Raw genomic sequence first — 20,752 nt, 5'->3', positions numbered from 1 at the left:
GTCAGTGAAGGATCTGTGTCAGCGGCCACTTCATCCTTGTCTAAGTCCGCAATTACAGGTAAAATGTACTGAGAGTGCGGACCGGTACAGGACTTGTCCTTGTATTGTTCCGTCGACCGACAGGGCTAGTCAAGGTTTCGACAGGGATCCTGCAGCTGGTGAAGCGAGCCGCATGGCGATGCGTCAAATGGCCAACCTAAATTTAAACGCTGAGAATCGTTCTTTAGCAATCGCAGCCTAAGGGCTGTAACCCCTTTCGACTCACCTGCATGTCGGAAACCGGGTTTCAAAAAACGCAGGAAACGACATGGTCAAAGCTTTGAGATCATGGGCGTATGATGAAGCTACCGAGATCGCAAGAGTGTCTGCTCCCGTGCGATGGAGGGAAGTTCAATGAACAGACTACGCTCGTAGAAGAACAGGGAATGGGTTTTTGGACAGGGGTTCGATTCCCCTCTAGTCCATAGGGGATCTGGTTCAAGTGGTGACTTGGATCCGATCCCCTATTCTTATATAATTTCTAGTGATGCGAGGGCTTTTGGAGAATAAAGCGAGAAGATTTTGATCCATGTGATTTCATGCGATAACCGGATCTAAATCAACCTATGAGGAGGAAATCATGGCATATCAGAAAATTATGGTCGTCGATGACGAGATGCGGATTAGGAAGATTGTACGTGACTTTCTGGTGAGAGACGGTTACGACGTTGTCGAAGCGCAAGACGGAGAAGAAGCGCTTGACCTCTTCTATCAGGACCATGAAATCAGCCTGATCATTTTGGATGTCATGCTGCCCAAGCTCAACGGCTTTGATGTGGCAAGAGAGATCCGGGAGACCTCCAAGCTGCCGATTATCATCCTGACGGCAAAGTCTGATGAGCAGGACGAGCTGCAGGGCTTTGACATCGGTGTGGATGAATACGTCTCAAAGCCCTTCTCTCCCAAGACCCTTGTGGCACGGGTTCAGGCGATCCTGAGAAGGTCGGGGGTTGAGGACCAGGTCAAGAGCATTGAGGCCGGCGGTATCTGCCTGGATTTTGTTGCTCACACCGTGACGGTTGACGGTAAGGAAATCATGCTGTCCGCCAAGGAATTTGAGCTCCTCGCCTATTTTATGGAGAATAAGGGGATCGCCCTCTCCAGAGAGAAGATCTTGAATTCGGTCTGGGACTATGATTATTTCGGTGATGCCAGAACCATCGACACCCATGTCAAGAAGCTTCGCGCCAAGATCGGAGAGAAGGGAGCCTACATTCGGACCATCTGGGGAATGGGCTATAAGTTTGATGTGGGCGACCAAGAGAAGTAAGGTGCTATGGCTGTGAAGAAGAAGGTTTGGACCGGGATCAATCAGAAGATCGTACTTATTTTTCTGATCGTCATCAACGGCTTGATTATTTTGACTTTTTTCATAAATTTTCTCTTCCTTCAGGATTACTATGCCCGCAATAAGCTGGGGAATCTCAAGAAGGTCTACGGGATCCTGGAGGATCAGGCGGCAAACGGTCACCTGTATTCACCGGACTATCGCCTGCAATTCCAGCAGATCTGCGTCAACTTCAATCTGGATGCGGTGATCGCAAGCAGGAGTGGAGACCTTCTGCTCACATCTCTTGACGATACCCCGGCGATTCCGGGGAATTTGCGCAAGATTCTGACCGAGAATCAGGACCTTCCCCTGCCGTCCCAAGAGGACAAAGAGCCCAATTACCGGCAAGTCCGCATGATGGACTCTCACACGCATGAGGAATATCTGGTTCTGATCGGCCGGATTGCGGACGGAAATATCATTGCGATCCGAAGCGGGATCGAGTCTCTCAAGGAGGCGTCTTTCATCCTCAGAAGGTCTCTGATCACGGCGGGGACCATCTCCATTGTCCTGTCCATTCTGATCGGAAATCTGGCGGCGCATATGATTACAGACCGGATCCGCCGCATGCAGAAATTGGCCCGGCGGATGTCCGATCTGGACTTCGACGCCAAGTATCAGGAGACGTCCAATCAGGATGAGCTCGATGATCTGGGGGAGAACCTGAATGAACTCTCAGAGAAGTTGCAGACGACGATCGGCGAGTTAAAGACGGCCAACCATGATCTGAAGAAGGGGCTGGAGATCCGCGACAAGCAGGAGGAGATGCGAAGAGAATTCCTGGCCAACGCCTCTCATGAGCTGAAGACCCCGATTGCGGTGATCCAGGGCTATGCCGAGGGCTTGCAGGATGGAATCGCGCAGACCCCGGAGGACATTCAATTCTATACGGATACCATCTTAGACGAGGCCAACCGGATGAACCATCTGGTGCGTCAGATGATTGATCTCAATGCCCTCGAGTACGGAAAAACCATGGTGGCAATGGAGCGGTTTGATCTGATGGATTCAATCCGGGCCATCGTGGCATCGCAGAAGATTCTGGCTTCGGATATCGACATAGACATAGTGCCAAAGGACCGGCCGGTTCATGTATGGGCAGATCCCATTCTGACCGAGCAGGTGATCAGCAATTATCTGAGCAACGCGATTCACTACTGCGGAGGAGGGCGGAGAATCCGGATTCGGGTAATCCGGGAATCCGACCGGGTGAAGCTTCTTGTCTTCAATACAGGAGACCCGATTCCGGAGACGTCGCTTGATCATCTGTTCGAGAAGTTCTACAAGGTAGACAAGGCGAGAAGCCGCAGCTACGGAGGCTCCGGGATCGGTCTTTCGGTTGTAAAGGCGATCGCGGAATCCTTCCAGCAGGAGTACGGGGTCATCAATCACCAAGACGGCGTGGAATTCTATTTCACCTTCGACACAAGCAATGTCTAAAGGGGGCGCTTATGCTGGCGATTATTGACTACGATGCCGGAAATATCAGAAGTGTAGAGAAAGCCTGCGGGGCAGTCGGCGCACAGGCTTTTCTGACGCGGGATGCCGAGATGATCCTGGGCGCAGACCATATTATCCTGCCCGGAGTCGGTTCCTTCGGGGAGGCTATGGACCGCCTCAGGTCCTATGAGCTTGTCTCTGTCATCCGGGAGGCCGTAGACAGGCAGATTCCCTTTCTTGGGATCTGCCTCGGCATGCAACTGCTCTTTGACACAAGCCAGGAGAGCCCCGGGGCAAGAGGCCTCGGAATCTGTCCCGGCAGGGTCATCCGCATTCAAGAGGGGGCGGGAGTGAAGATCCCCCACATTGGCTGGAACTCTCTGCATTTTCCCAGGGAAGGGAGGCTCTTCCGGGGAATCGAGGAGGAGGACTACGTCTATTTCGTTCATTCCTTTTATCTGAGGGCGGCTGATCCATCGATTGTGACCGCCCAGACTTGCTATGGGGGGACACAGATGGACACTTCAGTGGAAAGGGGGAATCTCTTTGCCTGCCAGTTCCATCCGGAGAAGAGCTCCAGGTCCGGACTACAGATGCTTCGCAACTTCCTGGAGGTGTGATTATGTTTACCAAGAGAGTGATCCCCTGTCTCGATATCAAGGACGGGCGGGTGGTCAAGGGGGTGAACTTCGTTGACCTAAAGGATGCCGGGGATCCGGTTGCGATTGCCGGGGCTTATGACGCGGCCGGGGCCGATGAACTGGTCTTCCTTGACATCACAGCTTCCAGTGACCAAAGGGCAACCGTGATCGATATGGTCAGGGCGGTTGCCTCCCAGGTCTTTATCCCCTTTACCGTCGGCGGAGGAATTCGAAGCGTAGAGGACTTTAAGTGCCTTTTGGCTGAGGGGGCGGACAAGATCTCCGTCAATTCCGCCGCCATCGACAACCCGGACCTCTTGACCGGGGCGGCCGAGAAGTTCGGAAGTCAGTGCGTGGTCTTAGCCATTGACGCCAAGATGAGAGAGGATGGACGGGGATGGGAAGTCTACAAGCACGGCGGACGCCTTAATACCCGTATGGATGCGGTGGCCTGGGCCAAAGAGGCGGTCCGCAGGGGGGCGGGAGAGATCCTCCTGACCTCTATGGACTGCGACGGGACCAGAGCCGGATACGACATTCAGCTGACCCGGGCAATAGCGGAGGAAGTCCCGGTCCCGGTGATCGCCTCGGGCGGCGCCGGCAAGAGGGAGCATTTCTATGAGGCTCTGACGCAGGGGAAGGCAGACGCAGTTCTTGCAGCCTCACTCTTTCACTACAAGGAACTTGAGATCAGAGAACTAAAGGAATATCTCCGGGGACGAGGGGTCTCCGTGAGATTGTAGGAATCGGATCTTTCGCTTGGATTTAATCCGGAGGAATTATGGGAGCCATTGAAAACGACTGGCTTGCGGCCCTGGAGCCGGAATTTCACAAGGACTACTACAAGAAGCTCTATCTTCGCATGAAGGAGGAGTATCATAATCATGTCATCTATCCGCCATCGGAGGACCTCTTCAATGCCTTTCACCTGACCCCGCTTAAGGAGGTCAAGGTCGTGATCCTGGGGCAGGATCCCTACCACGAGCCCGGTCAGGCCCAGGGGCTGTGCTTTTCAGTCCCCGAGGGAGCCAGGATTCCCCCTTCCCTGGGGAATATCTATCAGGAACTAAAGGAGGATTTGGGCTGTTACATCCCCAACCATGGGTCTCTGGTCAAATGGGCCCGGCAGGGGGTCCTCCTCCTCAATACGGTTCTGGCAGTCCGCGCCCATCAGGCCAACTCCCTGCGGGGGATTGGCTGGGAGGAATTCACCGATGCGGCGATTCGGGCCCTAAATGGCCGGGACCAGCCCATGGTCTTTATGCTCTGGGGTTCATCGGCCCAGGCCAAGGCGTCTATGCTCAACAATAAAAGTCATCTGATTCTAAGAGCGCCCCACCCCAGTCCCCTGTCTGCCTACCGGGGTTTCTTCGGCTGCAGGCATTTCTCCAAGTGCAATGAATATCTGAGCAGGCAGGGGATCAATCCCATCGACTGGCAGATCGAGAATGTTTGAGAAGACATGGTCCGGGGAGTATTCGAGAAGAGATCCTGTCCGTATGGAGCGGACGGGATCTCTACTTATAAGTGGGGACTTGTCTGTGCATTAATATTCGGAATAAGCCGGGGGGGAGGACTTTGGCTATAATGGACGAGTAGAAGGGTCTCAGGCAGGAGGATTTGTATGAAACTTGCTTCATTGAAGAGGGAACTTACTGGTAATTCCTATCCCGGGCGGGGGATAATTCTCGGCAGGTCTGCGGACGGGAAGTCTGCCATCGCGGCCTATTTTATCATGGGCCGAAGCGAAAACAGCAGGAACCGGATCTTCGAGGAAGAAGATGAGGGGATTCGAACCCGGGCCTTTGACCCCTCGAAGCTTGAGGACCCAAGCCTGATTATCTATGCTCCGGTCCGCCGTCTCGATGAGAAGCTGATTGTCACAAATGGAGACCAGACCGACACCGTCTATGAGGGATTGCTGGCCGGAAAGACCTTCGAGGAGGCCCTGCGGCAGCGGGAATTTGAGCCGGATGCCCCCAATTATACGCCCCGGATCTCCGGCCTGCTTGAGAGAGACGGAGAGGGCAAGGGGGCTATGAAGATCTCCCTGTCCATCTTAAAGAGTCATAGGGGGAAGCCGGATCAGTGCGACCGCTTCACCTATACATATGATAATCCCGTAGCGGGAGAGGGTTATTTCATTCACACATACCGATCGGACGGAGATCCTCTTCCCTCATTTGAGGGAGAACCAACCCTTGTGGGACTTGCGGGCGATATCGATGCGCTCACGGAGGCGATCTGGTCTGATCTTGACCGGGACAACAAGATCTCCCTCTTTGTCCGTTATATCAACCTGGAAGACGGGAGTTATGAGTCGCGGATCGTGAACAAGAATGTATGACCGAGTTACCGAGACAATCATGCGACCTGCCGGAGAATAAGGAGAGAGAAAATGAAGGAATTGACCCTCAAGTATGGATGCAACCCCAACCAGAAGCCCTCGCGCATCTTTATGGAAGACGGCAGCGACCTGCCGGTGACCGTTTTAAACGGAAGACCAGGCTATATTAACTTTCTGGATGCTTTAAACGGCTGGCAGCTGGTCCGTGAGCTCAAGAAGCTGACCGGCCTTCCCTCAGCCAGCTCGTTCAAGCATGTCTCACCGGCCGGGGCGGCAATCGGTCTTCCCCTAAGCGCTGACTTGAAGAGAATCTACTGGGTGGATGATATGGATATGGAGTGGACGCCTCTGGCCAGTGCCTATGCGAGGGCCAGGGGGGCGGACCGCATGTCCTCCTTTGGCGATTTCATCGCCCTGTCCGACGAGTGTGACGTATCCACCGCCAGACTGATCAAGAGAGAGGTCTCCGATGGGGTCATTGCCCCTTCCTATTCAGAGGAGGCCCTCGACATCCTAAGAGACAAGAAGAAGGGAAATTACAATATTATCCGGATGGACCCCTCTTACAGACCGGTAGACCTGGAGGTCAAGCAGGTCTATGGGATCAGTTTCGAGCAGGGCAGAAATGAGCTCGTGATTGATGATCACTTCTTCGATCATCTGGTCTCAGAGAACAAAGACCTGCCGGCGGCCGCCAGAAGAGATCTTGCCATCAGCATGATTATCTTAAAGTACACCCAGTCCAATTCGGTCTGCTATGTCAAGGACGGCCAGGCAATCGGGATCGGAGCGGGGCAGCAATCGCGGATCCACTGCACCAGACTGGCCGGGCAGAAGGCGGACAAGTGGTGGCTGCGCCAGAATCCGCTTGTCATGGACCTGCCCTTCATAGACGGAATCAAGAGAGCGGATCGGGACAATGCAATCGATCTCTATATCGGAGACGAGTCTGAGGATCTCCTGGCTGATGGGGCATGGCAGAAGGTATTTAAGAGCAAGCCCCCCGTCTTTACGGAAGCAGAGAAGAGGAAGTGGCTGGATCAAAATAAGGGTGTCGCTCTTGGATCAGACGCCTTCTTCCCTTTCGGGGATAATATTGAGCGGGCCCATAAGTCCGGCGTTTCCTATGTCGCAGAGCCGGGAGGGTCGATCCGGGATGACCATGTCATCGCGACTTGCGACAAGTACAAGATGACCCTGTCCTTCACGGGAATCCGTCTCTTCCATCACTGAGGAAGAGCAAAATAATTCATACACAGGCAATTGAAAATGAAATAGCTCTATGTATAATGGTAAGTGATGCGTCTTCCTGAACCATATCGGGAAGAAGCCCGGGATCAACGGATCCCGGACAAGCGCTGATAAAATCCTAATACGAAAGAGGTATACGATGGCAAATGTAGATCTGACAAAGTACGGAATTACAGGGACAAAAGAGCTTGTCTATAATCCCTCCTACGAGCAGCTCTTTACAGAGGAGACGGACAAGTCTCTTGAGGGCTATGAGAAGGGTGTTGAGACCGAGCTCGGTGCAGTCAATGTTATGACCGGCATTTACACTGGCCGCTCCCCCAAGGATAAGTTCATTGTAATGGATGAGAATTCCAGGGATACCGTCTGGTGGACGTCCGAGGAATATCCCAATGATAACCATCCCGCATCCAAGGAGGCCTGGGAGGCTGTCAAGGAGATCGCGAAAAAGGAGCTGTCCAATAAGAGACTCTACGTCATTGACGGCTTCTGCGGGGCCAACAAAGAGACCCGGATGGCCGTTCGCTTCATTGTCGAGGTGGCCTGGCAGGCACACTTCGTTCGGAATATGTTCATCCGGCCGACCGCGGAGGAAGAGGCCAACTTCGAGCCGGACTTTGTTGTCTACAACGCCTCCAAGGCAAAGGTCGACAACTATAAGGAGCTGGGCCTTCATTCAGAGACGGCAGTCCTCTTCAATATCACTTCCAGAGAACAGGTTATTGTCAATACCTGGTACGGCGGCGAGATGAAGAAGGGGATGTTCTCAATGATGAATTACTTCCTCCCCTTAAAGGGCATTGCCTCCATGCACTGCTCCGCCAATACCGACTTAAACGGTGAGCACACGACCATCTTCTTCGGCCTGTCCGGCACGGGAAAGACGACCCTGTCCACAGACCCCAAGCGGCTTTTGATCGGTGATGATGAGCACGGCTGGGATGACAATGGCGTCTTCAACTTCGAGGGCGGCTGCTATGCCAAGGTGATCAACCTGGATCCGGAGGCGGAGCCCGATATCTACGGAGCCATCAAGCGCAATGCTCTCCTTGAGAATGTGACGGTTGACGAGAATGGGAAGATTGACTTCGCCGATAAGAGCGTGACGGAGAATACCCGTGTATCCTATCCCATTGATCATATCAAGAGCATTGTAAAGCCGATCTCTCACGGTCCCGCCGCTGAGAATGTGGTCTTCCTGTCGGCGGATGCCTTCGGGGTGCTTCCTCCCGTGTCAATCCTGACTCCGGAGCAGACCAAGTACTATTTCCTGTCCGGTTTTACCGCCAAGCTGGCCGGCACAGAGCGCGGCATCACGGAGCCGACGCCCACCTTCTCCGCCTGCTTCGGTCAGGCCTTCCTGGAACTGCATCCCACCAAGTATGCAGAGGAGCTTGTCAAGAAGATGGAGAAGAACGGGGCCAAGGCCTACCTGGTCAACACCGGCTGGAACGGATCCGGCAAGCGGATCTCCATTAAGGATACGCGCGGAATTATCGACGCCATTCAAAACGGTGATGTCAACAAGGCGCCTACCAAGAAGATCCCTGTATTTGATTTTGAGGTGCCCACGGAGCTTCCCGGTGTAGATCCTGCGATCCTGGATCCCCGCGATACCTATGAGGATGGGTCAGTCTGGGATGCAAAGGCCGCTGACCTGGCTGCCAGATTCCGGAAGAACTTCGAGAAATATGAGAATAACGAGTCCGGCAAGGCTCTGGTGAGCGCAGGCCCCAAGGCCTGAAACCGGTCGGACTGAATCAAGATCAAGAGGAAAAGTCAAAAGCCCGTCCCCGATCTGCTTGTTTTTTGCAGACCGGGGGCGGGCTTTTGGGTGCGCCCGGCGGCGCACGTTTCTTCCTTACAGGGTCAGGAGTTTTTGCCCCAGAATGGGCAATATTTCCTGTCCGCAGCGAAGCTGGAGCTGAGAGCAATAGACCTTCTCCGCGAGAAGGTCCATCTGATAATTGCGAAGGATCGCCCGGGCCCGAGGAGCACCCGAATCGGAGGCAAGGAGTTTCTGCAGGTCCGCATGGCGGACAAGGAGGAGACGGCTTGCCCTCCGGCCCAATTGTCCCAGAATGCCTCCTGCATCCCGGCCAAGACCGATGATCCGAAGATAGGGAACGGAGCCTACCTGTTCAAGAAGTTCCTTATCCTCGGAGCGATAGTTCAGAAGGAGATGGCAGAGGGCACGGGAAGTGCGGCCCCAGGTATAGGATTTACTGGAGACAACTTCTCTGATGAAGGAGCGGCTGTCTGTGAAGCTGCCGGCCAGGGCCGCAAGTCTCGTTCTAAGGGCTGTGTCAAGATCGAGAATCGAATTCCTGGGAGGATCTGCCTTTAGCAGGGCAAGAAGATAGGCGTAGAGGGGATCCATATCTTCGGGGAGGAGGTAGCGCTTGCTGCGGACCCGATCTATAAGGATTCGGGCAGATGCCTCGGGCATCCGGTCCCTCAGGAAGGAAAAATCAGTAACGTGGGCCCGTATGGCGCCGGCCGAAGCGATGGAATCAGCTGGGGGATCCTCCCTGTGATAGTCACAGTTTCGCCGGATCAGTGCGCACTCCCAGGGGAGCTTCTCCTCCTCAACTGCTGCCAGATAGTCAATGGCCAGGATATTGTTCGGAGAGGAGAGAACCGCCTCGATCCGGCCTGCGGACTCTGCCTGTGGCGAGAGGTCCCTTCCAGCTCCGGCTTCGGAGGAGGCAAGAAGGCGGTCTTCATAGAGGGCCTCAGCGATCAGCCGGCGGGAGGCCTTGGGATAACTGATGCCCTGTCGCAGGCTCTCTTTGAGCCTGGCCTGAAGAAGGCTTGCTCGATCGCCGGCCCGGCCTCCGGCGTTATGGGGGGATAGGAGGCACTCATAGTGCGCCGCCCTTCGGAGGAGGTCCAGGTCCTCCGTCTCCGTCCCGAAGAGAAGGATATCAATGAGACCTGTGGCAGCCAGGAGGCGGACGCCGGCTCTGGCGTAGTCGATGGATGCGGATGTGGCATAGAGGGAGGGAAGCATGAGAATCAGATCTGCGCCGGAGGAAAGTGCCATTTGTGCCCGGTCCAAGGGGGGGAGAAGTACCGGTTCGCCGCGCTGGGTGAAGTAACCGCTCATGGCGACAATCACCTGATCCGCGCCCAAGACCTGCCTGGCGTAGTCAATCTGTCTGAGATGCCCCTTATGAAAAGGGTTGTATTCTGCTATAATTCCGACTGTTCGCATCGATTTTTCCTCAATGATCCAAATCCCCGACGATCGTTTGAAACAATGCCTGCCTTGTCCCGCCTTTTCCATCAGTATATAATGAAGAAATGAAGGGGTCAAAACGGTACCCGTCGAGAGAAAGTAAGGAGATTGGGATGAATATTTTGGTGATTAATTGCGGCAGCTCCTCTCTGAAATATCAGGTGATTGATTCAGAGACGGAAGAGCTTAAGGCCAAGGGCCTGTGTGAGCGGATAGGGATTGACGGGCATTTTTCCTATAAGCCCGAGGGGGGAGACAAGGAGGAGCGTGACGTCCCCATGCCGGGCCATACGCAGGCCGTTAAGATTGTTCTCGAGGCCCTGACCAATGACAAGACAGGAGTCCTTAAGGACTTAGATGAAATCGGAGCCATCGGTCACCGGGTGGTTCACGGGGGAGAGAAGTTCACCGGTTCTGTCCTGATTAGCGACGAGGTGATCCGGGGAATTGAAGAGGTTTCAGACCTGGCTCCTCTCCATAATCCTGCCAACATCATTGGGATCAATGCCTGCAAGGAGCTGATGCCCCATGTTCCTATGGTCGCTGTATTCGACACGGCTTTCCACCAGACCATGCCGAGGGAGGCTTACACCTACGCAATTCCCTATGACTACTATCAGAAATACAAAATCCGCCGCTACGGTTTTCACGGGACTTCTCACAGCTTTGTGTCCAGACACGGGGCGGAACTGGCGGGTCTTGACTACGGAAATTCCAAAATCATTGTATGTCATCTGGGTAACGGAGCGTCCGTGACGGCTGTCAAGAATGGTGTCTCAGTGGATACATCCATGGGACTGACCCCCCTGGAGGGACTGATCATGGGAACCCGGTCCGGTGATATCGACGCGTCTGTCGTCACTTATCTGAGTGAGAAGGAGAAACTGAGCCCAGAGGAGGTCCTTGAGATCTTCAATAAGAAGTCCGGCGTCCTGGGCGTCTCCGGCGTCTCTTCGGATTTTCGTGATATTGAGGCGGCTTCTGAGGAGGGGAATGAGAGGGCCAAGCTCGCACTCGACATGTTCTACTATCGGGTGGCCAAGTATATCGGCGCATATGCGGCGGCCATGAACGGGGTCGACTTGATCTGCTTTACGGCGGGCCTGGGCGAGAATTCCGACCTCGCCAGGGCCAGGATTTCATCCTATCTGACCTTTATGGGGCTTGAGATTGACCAGGCGGCGAACCGGGCGGCCTTGGGCAGGGATGCAAGGATCTCTTCGGCCGACTCCAGGATTCTGGCATATGCGGTTCCGACCAATGAAGAACTGGCCATTGCCCGTGAGACCCTTGCCTTGCTCTAATTTGGGTTGACAGGGGTGAGAGGCCTGTGTATAATATTCCGAGTGTGAGTAGGAGAAGCCTATGATGATCGACCTTGCGGGGATTCTGACCAAGCGTAATTTCTCAACAGATCTTACGGTTTCCTTCGACAGAGACCAACTGCATGTCGGGTCAGTGGACTATCCTATTCTCGAGAAGAAGCCATTCGAGTTTCATCTTACCAATGAAGAGAACAGACGACTGCATATTCACGCAGAAGGTGACTTGCAGGTCGCGATTCCCTGTGACAGATGTCTAAGAGAGACCGAGTATCCATTCTCTCTTCTGATTGATCGAAGCCTCGACCTATCCGACGGGCAGATCATCATTTCAGAGGAGGAGCGGGATGCATCCGCCTTTCTTGCGGATGCCCACAGCATTGATTGCGACATACTTGTTTTCGATGAAGTCCTGGTCAACTGGCCGACGAAAGTTCTCTGCAAGGTTGACTGCAAGGGCCTGTGCCCTGTCTGCGGTCAGAATCTCAATGAAGGAGATTGCGGACACGATTCCTTTGTGCCGGATCCGAGAATGGCAGGTATCCAGGCTTTGTTCAAGAATTTTAAGGAGGTGTAATCATGTCTATCTGTCCTAAGAATAAGTCATCGAAGGGAAGAAGAGATCGCAGAAGAGCGAACTGGAAAATGAGCGCTCCCACGCTCGTTCGTTGCAGTAAGTGCGGTGAGCTTATGGTTCCGCACAGAGTTTGCAAGGCATGCGGATCTTACAACAAGCGTGAGATTATCGCTCAGGCTTAAGCATAGCAGGAAGAAACGGCCCGGTGGTTATCCACCGGGTTTTTTCATCTTACAGGGGCTTGGAACCTGTGCCAAGCTGATGATTTCTTGCGCGGACAGCCCCGATATAGTAGACTTAATCAGAATATCCTGTAGCTGTTTTATTGCCTGGGAGGGAACATGGCAGATGTGACGCGAGTTGCTCTGGACGCGATGGGCGGAGACAATGCCCCCGCACAGATTGTCAAGGGCGCAGTGAATGCGGTAAATGAGAACAAAAAGATCAAGGTCTTTCTGCTGGGACGCCGGGAGGAAATCCAAAGAGAACTGGGCCAATACCGGTTCCCGGAGGATCAGATTGAGATCCGCGATGCATCGGAGGTAATTGAGACGGCAGAGCCCCCGGTCAGAGCCATCCGGACCAAGAAGAATTCCTCGATCGTCGTCGGTCTGAACATGGTCAAGCAGAAGGAGGCGGACGCCTTTGTCTCCGCAGGTTCCTCCGGGGCAATTCTGGTAGGAGGGACCCTCTTGGTCGGCCGGATACGGGGCATTGAGAGGGCCCCCCTGGCCCCCCTGATTCCGACCCGAAAGGGGGTCGCCCTCCTGGTGGATTGCGGAGCCAATGTGGACGCCAGACCGGACCATCTGCTTCAGTTTGCGATTATGGGCTCTCTTTACATGCAGCATGTCATGGGAATTGATCGCCCGAGGGTTGCCCTGGTCAATATCGGGGCGGAAGAGGATAAGGGGAACGCTCTGACCAAGGAGACCTATCCCCTCCTGCGGGACTGCGATCAGATCAATTTCATCGGAAATATTGAGGCCAGAGATATTACGGAGGGACAGGCGGATGTGATCGTCTGCGAGGCCTTTGTCGGCAATGTCATCCTCAAGTTCTATGAGGGGACGGCAAAGACCCTCCTGGGTCTTGTGAAGAAGGGGCTGACTTCGTCTCTGCCTGCCAAGATCGGCGCCGCTCTTGCCCTTCCTTCTCTGAAGAAGACCATGAAGACCTATGATGCCAGCCAGTACGGAGGCGCCCCCCTGCTGGGAGTCAGGGGACTGGTCGTCAAGGTACACGGATCTGCGACGGCAAAGGAGATTAAAAACGCCCTGAATCAGTGCAGCTTATTCTCAGAGCAGGATGTAAACGGCTATATTGAGGACTATGCCAAAAGTCATCGAGAAGTGAAAGGAGAAGAGGATGGAATTTGAGGTATTAAAGAAGCATATTTGCGAGGTCTTGGGACTGGATGCCAATGAGATCACAGAGGACATGGAATTTGACAAGGACCTGGGAGCGGACTCCCTCGATACCTTCCAGATTCTCATGGATGTTGAGGAAGAGCTGGGCATGACGGTCGATGAGGAGAAGGCGGAGAAGATCAAGACGGTCGGAGATGCGGTTCGCCTGATCAAGGAGACCATGGGGTCATAAGACTCATCCGGATAAGGGGAGAGGGGCAGTGAGAAGGAAGGACGTTTTCACAGCCCCTCATCTTCTTTCTCTATCTGTGAGATCTATGAGGCGAGATGATGAAAAATGAGAATTTAGAGTCTAAGATCGGTTATCAGTTTCAAGACAAAAATTTATTGGAACAGGCATTGACCCACTCCTCATTTGCCAATGAGAGACATATGAGAGCCCACTCGGATAACGAGCGGCTGGAGTTCCTGGGAGATGCTGTCCTGGAGGCTGTTTCCAGTGAGTTTTTGTATTTAAATTATCCCGATCTGCCCGAGGGGAGGTTGACTCCCCTGCGCGCCAGCCTGGTCTGTGAGCCGACGCTTGCCATCGCGGCCAGAGAAATCGGTCTCGGTGCTTACCTTCGCCTGTCCAGAGGTGAAGATCTGACAGGGGGCAGGGAGAGGGACAGCATCCTCTCGGACGCCCTGGAGTCTGTGATCGGAGCCGTCTTCCTGGACGGAGGTTTGGAAGCGGCCAGGAAACTGATTATCCGCTTTATTTTGACGGACATCGAGCATAAGCAGCTCTATCATGATTCCAAAACCAAGCTGCAGGAACTCGTCCAGGCCATGGAGAATTCATGCCTGGAATATGTCCTGGTCAAGGCAGAGGGGCCCGATCACGCCAGACACTTTGTCATGGAAGCCCAAGTGGACAAGAAGACCATCGGCAGGGGAGAGGGAAGGTCCAAAAAGGCCGCCGAACAGGAGGCCGCCTATCGGGGATTGTTGTATCTGAAGGAGAGAGGACATGTATCTTAAGAGTATTGAGATTCATGGATTTAAGTCATTTGCCAACAAAATTGTCCTGGATTTCCACAAGGGATTTACGGGGATTGTCGGGCCGAACGGGTCCGGGAAGTCAAATGTCTCAGACGCCGTGCGCTGGGTCCTTGGCGAACAGTCTGCCAAGCAGCTGCGCGGGGCCTCGATGCAGGATGTTATTTTTGCGGGCACCCAGAACAGGAAACCCCTGGGCTACGCCTATGTCGCAATCACACTGGATAATTCCGACCGGGCCCTCCCGGTCGACTATGAGGAGGTGACTGTCGCCCGTCGGGTCTATCGGTCGGGTGAATCCGAGTATCTGCTGAACGGGACGCCCTGCCGGCTGAGGGATGTCAACGAGCTCTTCTTTGACACCGGCATCGGCAAGGAGGGCTATTCCATCATCGGCCAGGGCCAGATTGAGAAGATCCTATCCGGAAAACCGGAGGAGAGAAGGGAACTCTTCGATGAGGCAGTCGGTATCGTCAAATTCAAACAGCGCAAGAAGGTCACCTTAAAGAAGCTGGAGGATGAGCGGGAGAATCTGGTCCGTGTCAATGACATTCTCTCGGAGCTGGAACGGCAAGTCGGCCCCTTGCAGAAGCAGTCCGAGACGGCCAGACGCTTTCTTGCGGCCAAGGAAGAATTAAAGAACCTGGACGTCAACATGTTCCTGATCGAGGTGGAACGCCTGTCCGGCCAGCTCGAGGAGATCTCTGAGAAATACCGGATTACCGATGATCAGATGAGAGAGGAGAAGAAGGCCTTCGAGGATCTGAAGCTGACCTATGCCCGGATGGAAGAGGATCTGGCGGACCGGGACGACCGGATGGAGGAGCTTCGCAACCGACACAAGGAGAACGAGCTGACCAGGAATCGTCTGGAGAATCAGATCGAGCTTCTGGAGGAGCAGATTCGGTCCGCCGAGAGCGCGGATAGCAATTACAGGGAACGGGTGGACGCGGCCCTGGCCGGCAAGAAGACCAAGGTCGAGGAACTGGCCAACCACGAGAAGAACCGGGAGGACCAGCAAGCCTCCCTGCTTCTGGCGCGTGAGAAGCTCGCCGGCGCCAGGAGCGCATACGCAGAGATTCAGAGCCAGTCCAAAGACCTCTCCGACCAGTTGGAGGAGGACCAGAGGGAACTCCTTCAGCTGGTGACGGCGCGGGCGGATCTTAAGTCTGAGGACCAGAAGTACAAGACCATGCTGGAGCAGATTAACATCCGCAAGTCCCGGCTGACCCAGCAGATCTTAGAGCGGAAGACGAGAGAGGGGGATGTGGAGGATAAGCTGGCATCTGCCAGAAAGTCTTACGAGGAGGCCTCTGCCCGGTGCGATTCGATTCGGGGGAAGAAGGACCGGCTGGAGGCTGACCGGGCCGATTGGAAGGCCAAGAGGAAGGACCTGCGCCAGGACATTGACCGGAAGACGATTGATTTCCACCAGGCCAACTCCCGTCTGGAATCTCTGCGCAATATTGCCGAGCGCTATGACGGCTACGGCAGCGCCATCAAAAGAGTCATGGAACAGAAGGGGGAGAACCCGGGCATAGAGGGCCTGGTGTCGGAACTGATTCACGTCCCGAGGGAGTATGAGACGGCCATCGAGACAGCCCTGGGCGGGAATATCCAGAATATCGTGACGGATACGGAGGAGACTGCCAAGCAGATGGTTCGCTTTCTGAAAGAGAGCCGGGCCGGCCGGGCCACCTTCCTGCCCCTGACCTCTGTCAAGGGAAGAGAGGGGGACAAGAAGAGCCAGCTCCTCGGCGAGCCCGGTGTCATTGGGATTGCGAGCCAATTGGTCCGGGCGGACGCCAGGTACAGGGGCATTGTCTCTTACCTCCTGGGCAGGATTCTGGTCGTCGACACCATCGACAATGCCATCCGCCTGGCCAAGGCCAGGGCCTACAGCCTTCACATCGTCACGTTGGAGGGGGACTATCTGAGACCGGGCGGTTCGATCTCCGGAGGTCGGTTCAAGCACAGCGGCAATCTCCTGGCCAGAAACCGGGAGGTCAAGCAGCTTACGGAACGGGTCAGTGCGCTCAAAGAGGACCTGGCCGCCTCCCGGAGGCATTTGGAAGAAATCGACACAGCCCTCGCCCTAAAAGGCGATGACCTGTCGGAACTTCAGACTGAGCTTGAGGCTTCCAATCTGGAAGTCAGCACGGCTCGGCTGCAACTGGAGCAAATGGAAGAGGCAAGCCGGAATTCCGAGCAGGCCTGCGCCGCCCTTTGCGAGGAGAAGGGGACATTAGATGATCAGATCGCCAGGGTCAAGGAGGCTCAGACGGAGCTCATGGATCGGGGGGAATCTTCTGCAAGGCGCGAGAGGGAACTGCATGCGCATATAGAGGAAGTGACCGGTTCCGTCGAGGCCCTGTCCGCGGCCCTGAGTGAAGCCTCGGACCGGGTAGCCAGGGCACAGTTGACGGAGGCTGCCGCTCGTCAGAAAGTCGACTTTGAAGAGGAGAATATCATCCGGCTCAAGGCGGAAATCGATCAGACTGATAAGCTGATCGAGGAACTGTCAGGGCAGACATCGGCGGTCAGAGAAGAGGCAGAGGAGAAGAAAAAGCAGATTGAAGAGGTCAGAAAGACCATTGCCTCCTATTCCGAAAGCCAGAATGAGATAGAGGCAAAGCTCAGGGAGATGCAGGAGGCCTACAGCAAACTCAATGCCGCCTATAAGGGCGGGTTCGACGAGCGAGAGAAGATCTCCGCCTCCATCAACAACCTGGACAAAGAGCTCTATCGGCTCTCCGCCCAGCAGCAGAAATTCAAGGAGGCTCTGGATTACCAGAATAACTACATGTGGCAGGAGTATGAGCTGACCTTCCACGCTGCCTTGGAGCGCAGAGACGAGCAGATGAATGACCGGGCCGAGTTAAAGCGTCGGATCTCCTCGATCCGCGATGATATCCGGTCTATGGGAAATGTCAATGTCAATGCGATTGAACAGTACAGGGAACTGGCTGAGCGCTATGACTTCCTGAAGACCCAGCACGATGACCTCACGGCGGCAGAAGAACAGCTGATTCAGATTGTCGAGGACTTGGATGAGGGAATGCGGCGGCAGTTCAATCGGGGCTTCGCCAAGATTCGGGACCAGTTCAATACAACGTTTAAGGAGCTCTTCGGCGGAGGTAAGGGAAGCCTGGAGCTGATTGAGGGAGAAGATGTCTTAGAGACCGGCATTCGAATCATCGCGCAGCCGCCGGGCAAGAAATTACAGAACATGATGCAGATGTCCGGCGGAGAGAAGGCCCTGACGGCGATTGCCCTTTTATTTGCCATTCAGAACATGAAGCCGTCTCCCTTCTGCCTCCTGGATGAGATCGAGGCGGCCTTGGATGATGCCAATGTGGACCGTTTCGCCAGGTATCTCCACAAGTTGACGGCCAATACCCAGTTTATTGTGATCACCCATCGAAGAGGCACGATGAACGCGGCGGACCGCCTCTACGGAATCACCATGCAGGAGAAGGGAATATCCACGCTTGTCTCCGTCAACCTGATCGAGAACGCGCTGGACGACTAAAAGGAGTATATATGGGATTTTTCAGCAGACTAAAAGCCGGCCTGAGTAAGACGAGAGATGGCTTCGTGAAGAACATGGACTATGTCTTCAGCGGCTTCTCCAAGATCGATGATGAATTCTACGAGGAACTGGAGGAGATTCTCATCACAGGCGATCTGGGGGTTCAGACCTCCATGCGCCTGATCGAGGATCTGCGCCGTGAGGTCAAGGACCGTCACATCAAGGAGCCGGGAGACTGCCGCAAGCTCCTGATTGAGGATATCCGCCGTCAGATGGATGTGGGTGAACAGGCCTACCGCTTCGAGGAGGAGACGTCTGTCCTCATGATGGTCGGAGTCAACGGCGTGGGCAAGACGACCACCATCGGGAAGTTGGCCCATCAGTTCAAGCACCGGGCCAGGAAGCGAGTCCTCATCGCGGCGGCGGATACCTTCCGTGCGGCAGCCAATGAGCAGCTGAAGGAGTGGGCCCTTAGGGCCGGAGTTGACATGATCGGAGGCCAGGAGGGGTCAGACCCGGCGGCGGTTGTCTTCGATGCGGTCCGGTCTGCCAAAGCCAGGAATTGTGATATCCTCCTGGTCGATACGGCGGGACGGCTCCACAACAAGACCAATCTCATGCATGAGCTTGAGAAGATGAACCGGGTGATTGACCGTGAATACCCGGGCGTGCGCCGGGAGACCCTGGTCGTCTTAGACGCGACGACGGGCCAGAACGCCCTGGTTCAGGCCAGAGAGTTCTGCGAGACGGCCAATGTCACAGGAATCGTCTTGACCAAGATGGATGGGTCTGCCAAGGGCGGCATCGCTGTCGCCATCCAGTCGGAGCTCGGAATTCCGGTGAAGTACATCGGAGTCGGGGAGACAGTAGACGACCTGGAGAAGTTTGATCCGGACCAGTACGTCAATGCACTCTTCGACCTGAAGGATGAAGCAGAAGAGACATCAGAGGCATCAGAAGATCTATCAGAGGAGACATCAGAGGAGACATCAGAAGAGGAATATACGGAATCTGAGACAGAGAAGCCAATTATGCACATAGAAAACCCGGTTGAGGAGGCTGAGGAGCCGGCTGAGCCGGGAGCAGACCTGACAGAAGAGCCTGCGGAGCCGGCCGAGCCGGGAGCAGACCTGACAGAAGCGCCTGCGGAGCCGGTCGAGCCGGGACAAGAGCTTGCGGAAGAGACGGAGGCGTCGGAAGAAGAGCCGACGGAAGCGACTGAGGAACCGGGAGAAGATCCGGAGGAAGAGCCGGCAGAAGCACTTGCGGAGCCGGCTGAGTCCGCAGACGAGGATTCCGCTGACCGGGATAAGGATCACAGAGGCGGACTTTTCGGCTTCTTTCGCAGGGGCCGCAAATAGGAGGAGACAGGATGCTGGAATTAAGAGATTTTGAAGAGGCCTCGAATATTGTCGGCCGGGTGATCAATGACACCAAGCTGGTCTACAGTGAGTTCTTCTCACAGATGTGCGGCAACAAGGTCTATCTCAAGCCTGAAAACATGCAGGTGACCGGGGCCTATAAGGTACGGGGCGCCTATTATAAGATCAGCACCCTGACGGATGAGGAGCGGTCCAGGGGCCTCATCACCGCATCCGCGGGCAACCATGCCCAGGGTGTGGCCAATGCAGCCAAGCTGTTTGGGATCAAGGCGACCATTGTCATGCCGACAACCACGCCGCTGATTAAGGTTAATCGCACCAAGAGCTACGGAGCGGATGTCATTCTCTGCGGCGATGTCTTCGATGATGCGAATGCAAAGGCTCTGGAGCTTGCCAAGGAAAAGGGTTACACCTTCATTCCCCCCTTTGATGATCCTGCCGTTGCCACTGGTCAGGGAACCATTGCCATGGAGATCTTCAAGGAGCTTCCCCTGGTTGAGTATATCCTGGTGCCCGTCGGAGGTGGCGGACTCGCAACCGGCGTCTCCACCCTGGCTAAGCTGCTCAATCCAAAGGTACAAGTGATCGGAGTTGAACCTGCCGGCGCCGCCTGTCTTAAGGCGTCGCTTGAGGCGGGGGAACCGGTCACCCTCCCCACCGCCAATACGATCGCGGACGGAACTGCGGTAAAGAGGCCGGGGACGACCATATTCCCCTATCTGAAGAAGAATATCGACCGGATTATTACAGTCGAGGATGATGCGCTGATCGTGGCTTTCCTGGATATGGTGGAAAATCACAAGATGATTGTCGAGAATTCCGGTCTTCTGACGGTGGCGGCCCTAAGCCAGCTGGATGTCAGGGGCAAAAACGTAGTCTCTGTCCTGTCCGGGGGAAATATGGATGTCATAACCATGTCCTCCGTGGTCCAGCAGGGGCTCATCTTCCGGGACCGCATCTTCACCGTCTCCGTTCTGCTCCCGGACAAGCCGGGAGAACTTGCCAAGGTGGCTGAGACCATTGCGGGGGTCCAGGGAAATGTTATTAAGCTGGAACACAACCAGTTCATCACAACCAACCGAAGCCTTGCTGTGGAACTGACCATTACTCTGGAGGCCTTTGGAACGGATCACAAGAAGGAGATCATCGCCACCCTGGAGAGGGCGGGCTATCGACCCAAGATTGTGCAAACGGCGCTTTGACTTTCGGTGTGCCGGCCGTGCCGGCAGAGCCCTCTGT

The 20,752-nt window shown here is 54.9% G+C and carries 17 protein-coding genes, 1 other RNA gene and 1 pseudogene; 18 read left to right on the top strand and 1 reads right to left on the bottom strand.

Annotation, left to right across the window (positions count from 1 at the left end):
- Window positions 1–122: 122 nt before the first annotated feature.
- The 9 genes from ssrA to pckA all read left to right on the top strand — a co-directional run bounded on the left by ssrA (window position 123) and on the right by pckA (window position 8,792).
- Window positions 123–467, top strand: a transfer-messenger RNA (tmRNA) gene (gene ssrA / locus ACO5R6_RS00640).
- 152 nt (window positions 468–619) lie between these two features.
- Complete coding sequence (locus ACO5R6_RS00635; RefSeq protein ID WP_485625239.1) at window positions 620–1,309, top strand: response regulator transcription factor; 690 nt, start codon at window positions 620–622, stop codon at window positions 1,307–1,309.
- A 6-nt stretch (window positions 1,310–1,315) separates the two neighbouring features.
- Window positions 1,316–2,809 carry a sensor histidine kinase gene (locus ACO5R6_RS00630; RefSeq protein ID WP_485625238.1) on the top strand — a complete coding sequence of 498 codons (1,494 nt, stop codon included), beginning with the start codon at window positions 1,316–1,318 and terminating at the stop codon, window positions 2,807–2,809.
- Between the two features lie 11 nt (window positions 2,810–2,820).
- Window positions 2,821–3,429 carry an imidazole glycerol phosphate synthase subunit HisH gene (hisH, locus tag ACO5R6_RS00625; RefSeq protein ID WP_485625237.1) on the top strand — a complete coding sequence of 203 codons (609 nt, stop codon included), beginning with the start codon at window positions 2,821–2,823 and terminating at the stop codon, window positions 3,427–3,429.
- Between the two features lie 2 nt (window positions 3,430–3,431).
- Window positions 3,432–4,193 (top strand): imidazole glycerol phosphate synthase subunit HisF, encoded by a 762-nt coding sequence (hisF, locus tag ACO5R6_RS00620; RefSeq protein WP_485625236.1) that lies wholly within the window; start codon window positions 3,432–3,434, stop codon window positions 4,191–4,193.
- A gap of 38 nt (window positions 4,194–4,231) precedes the next feature.
- The gene (gene ung / locus ACO5R6_RS00615; RefSeq protein ID WP_485625235.1) at window positions 4,232–4,906 is read left to right on the top strand and encodes a uracil-DNA glycosylase; all 675 of its coding nucleotides are present in this window, start codon (window positions 4,232–4,234) and stop codon (window positions 4,904–4,906) included.
- Between the two features lie 168 nt (window positions 4,907–5,074).
- Complete coding sequence (locus ACO5R6_RS00610; protein ID WP_485625234.1) at window positions 5,075–5,797, top strand: IMP cyclohydrolase; 723 nt, start codon at window positions 5,075–5,077, stop codon at window positions 5,795–5,797.
- Window positions 5,798–5,833: 36 nt separating this feature from the next.
- Window positions 5,834–7,030: a phosphoribosylaminoimidazolecarboxamide formyltransferase gene (locus ACO5R6_RS00605; protein WP_485625243.1), complete on the top strand. Its 1,197-nt coding sequence runs from the start codon at window positions 5,834–5,836 to the stop codon at window positions 7,028–7,030.
- A gap of 157 nt (window positions 7,031–7,187) precedes the next feature.
- A complete protein-coding gene (pckA, locus tag ACO5R6_RS00600; protein WP_485625233.1) occupies window positions 7,188–8,792 on the top strand; it encodes a phosphoenolpyruvate carboxykinase (ATP) in 1,605 nt (534 codons plus the stop codon).
- 117 nt (window positions 8,793–8,909) lie between these two features.
- Here pckA and ACO5R6_RS00595 read toward each other — a convergent pair whose 3' ends face one another.
- Window positions 8,910–10,265, bottom strand: coding sequence for a nucleotidyltransferase family protein (locus ACO5R6_RS00595; RefSeq protein ID WP_485625232.1), 1,356 nt, complete (start codon window positions 10,263–10,265; stop codon window positions 8,910–8,912).
- A 137-nt stretch (window positions 10,266–10,402) separates the two neighbouring features.
- Here ACO5R6_RS00595 and ACO5R6_RS00590 point away from each other — a divergent pair, with 137 nt between their 5' ends.
- The 9 genes and pseudogenes from ACO5R6_RS00590 (at window position 10,403) to ilvA (ending at window position 20,715) form a co-directional block, all read left to right on the top strand.
- Window positions 10,403–11,593, top strand: a complete 1,191-nt coding sequence (locus ACO5R6_RS00590; protein WP_485625231.1) for an acetate/propionate family kinase — start codon at window positions 10,403–10,405, stop codon at window positions 11,591–11,593.
- Between the two features lie 61 nt (window positions 11,594–11,654).
- Window positions 11,655–12,188 carry a YceD family protein gene (locus tag ACO5R6_RS00585; RefSeq protein ID WP_485625230.1) on the top strand — a complete coding sequence of 178 codons (534 nt, stop codon included), beginning with the start codon at window positions 11,655–11,657 and terminating at the stop codon, window positions 12,186–12,188.
- A 2-nt stretch (window positions 12,189–12,190) separates the two neighbouring features.
- Complete coding sequence (gene rpmF / locus ACO5R6_RS00580; protein WP_485625229.1) at window positions 12,191–12,370, top strand: 50S ribosomal protein L32; 180 nt, start codon at window positions 12,191–12,193, stop codon at window positions 12,368–12,370.
- A 159-nt stretch (window positions 12,371–12,529) separates the two neighbouring features.
- Window positions 12,530–13,567: a phosphate acyltransferase PlsX gene (gene plsX, locus ACO5R6_RS00575; RefSeq protein WP_485625228.1), complete on the top strand. Its 1,038-nt coding sequence runs from the start codon at window positions 12,530–12,532 to the stop codon at window positions 13,565–13,567.
- The gene (acpP, locus tag ACO5R6_RS00570) at window positions 13,557–13,790 is read left to right on the top strand and encodes an acyl carrier protein (protein WP_485625227.1); all 234 of its coding nucleotides are present in this window, start codon (window positions 13,557–13,559) and stop codon (window positions 13,788–13,790) included. Before plsX ends, acpP begins: the two co-directional genes overlap by 11 nt.
- Window positions 13,791–13,885: 95 nt before the next feature.
- A complete protein-coding gene (gene rnc / locus ACO5R6_RS00565) occupies window positions 13,886–14,581 on the top strand; it encodes a ribonuclease III (protein WP_485625226.1) in 696 nt (231 codons plus the stop codon).
- Window positions 14,571–18,131, top strand: coding sequence for a chromosome segregation protein SMC (gene smc / locus ACO5R6_RS00560; protein WP_485625225.1), 3,561 nt, complete (start codon window positions 14,571–14,573; stop codon window positions 18,129–18,131). The genes rnc and smc overlap by 11 nt, the downstream gene beginning before the upstream one ends.
- A gap of 11 nt (window positions 18,132–18,142) precedes the next feature.
- Window positions 18,143–19,072, top strand: a pseudogene (gene ftsY / locus ACO5R6_RS00555) (signal recognition particle-docking protein FtsY); the annotation flags it as partial.
- Between the two features lie 431 nt (window positions 19,073–19,503).
- Window positions 19,504–20,715: a threonine ammonia-lyase gene (gene ilvA / locus ACO5R6_RS00550; RefSeq protein WP_485625224.1), complete on the top strand. Its 1,212-nt coding sequence runs from the start codon at window positions 19,504–19,506 to the stop codon at window positions 20,713–20,715.
- The last annotated feature ends 37 nt before the right edge of the window (window positions 20,716–20,752 follow it).

Source organism: Shuttleworthella sp. (assembly GCF_057251025.1).
Note: the sequence above shows the minus strand (reverse complement) of the source record. Positions and strands in the feature narration are given on the sequence as shown.

Excerpts from the sequence above, each read along its gene's own strand:
- ACO5R6_RS00635 (WP_485625239.1), top strand. The coding sequence starts at position 620 with ATGGCATATCAGAAAATTATGGTCGTCGATGACGAGATGCGGATTAGG.
- ACO5R6_RS00630 (WP_485625238.1), top strand. The coding sequence starts at position 1,316 with ATGGCTGTGAAGAAGAAGGTTTGGACCGGGATCAATCAGAAGATCGTA.
- hisH (WP_485625237.1), top strand. The coding sequence starts at position 2,821 with ATGCTGGCGATTATTGACTACGATGCCGGAAATATCAGAAGTGTAGAG.
- hisF (WP_485625236.1), top strand. The coding sequence starts at position 3,432 with ATGTTTACCAAGAGAGTGATCCCCTGTCTCGATATCAAGGACGGGCGG.
- ung (WP_485625235.1), top strand. The coding sequence starts at position 4,232 with ATGGGAGCCATTGAAAACGACTGGCTTGCGGCCCTGGAGCCGGAATTT.
- ACO5R6_RS00610 (WP_485625234.1), top strand. The coding sequence starts at position 5,075 with ATGAAACTTGCTTCATTGAAGAGGGAACTTACTGGTAATTCCTATCCC.
- pckA (WP_485625233.1), top strand. The coding sequence starts at position 7,188 with ATGGCAAATGTAGATCTGACAAAGTACGGAATTACAGGGACAAAAGAG.
- ACO5R6_RS00595 (WP_485625232.1), bottom strand. The coding sequence starts at position 10,265 with ATGCGAACAGTCGGAATTATAGCAGAATACAACCCTTTTCATAAGGGG.
- ACO5R6_RS00590 (WP_485625231.1), top strand. The coding sequence starts at position 10,403 with ATGAATATTTTGGTGATTAATTGCGGCAGCTCCTCTCTGAAATATCAG.
- ACO5R6_RS00585 (WP_485625230.1), top strand. The coding sequence starts at position 11,655 with ATGATGATCGACCTTGCGGGGATTCTGACCAAGCGTAATTTCTCAACA.
- rpmF (WP_485625229.1), top strand. The coding sequence starts at position 12,191 with ATGTCTATCTGTCCTAAGAATAAGTCATCGAAGGGAAGAAGAGATCGC.
- plsX (WP_485625228.1), top strand. The coding sequence starts at position 12,530 with ATGGCAGATGTGACGCGAGTTGCTCTGGACGCGATGGGCGGAGACAAT.
- acpP (WP_485625227.1), top strand. The coding sequence starts at position 13,557 with ATGGAATTTGAGGTATTAAAGAAGCATATTTGCGAGGTCTTGGGACTG.
- rnc (WP_485625226.1), top strand. The coding sequence starts at position 13,886 with ATGATGAAAAATGAGAATTTAGAGTCTAAGATCGGTTATCAGTTTCAA.
- smc (WP_485625225.1), top strand. The coding sequence starts at position 14,571 with ATGTATCTTAAGAGTATTGAGATTCATGGATTTAAGTCATTTGCCAAC.
- ilvA (WP_485625224.1), top strand. The coding sequence starts at position 19,504 with ATGCTGGAATTAAGAGATTTTGAAGAGGCCTCGAATATTGTCGGCCGG.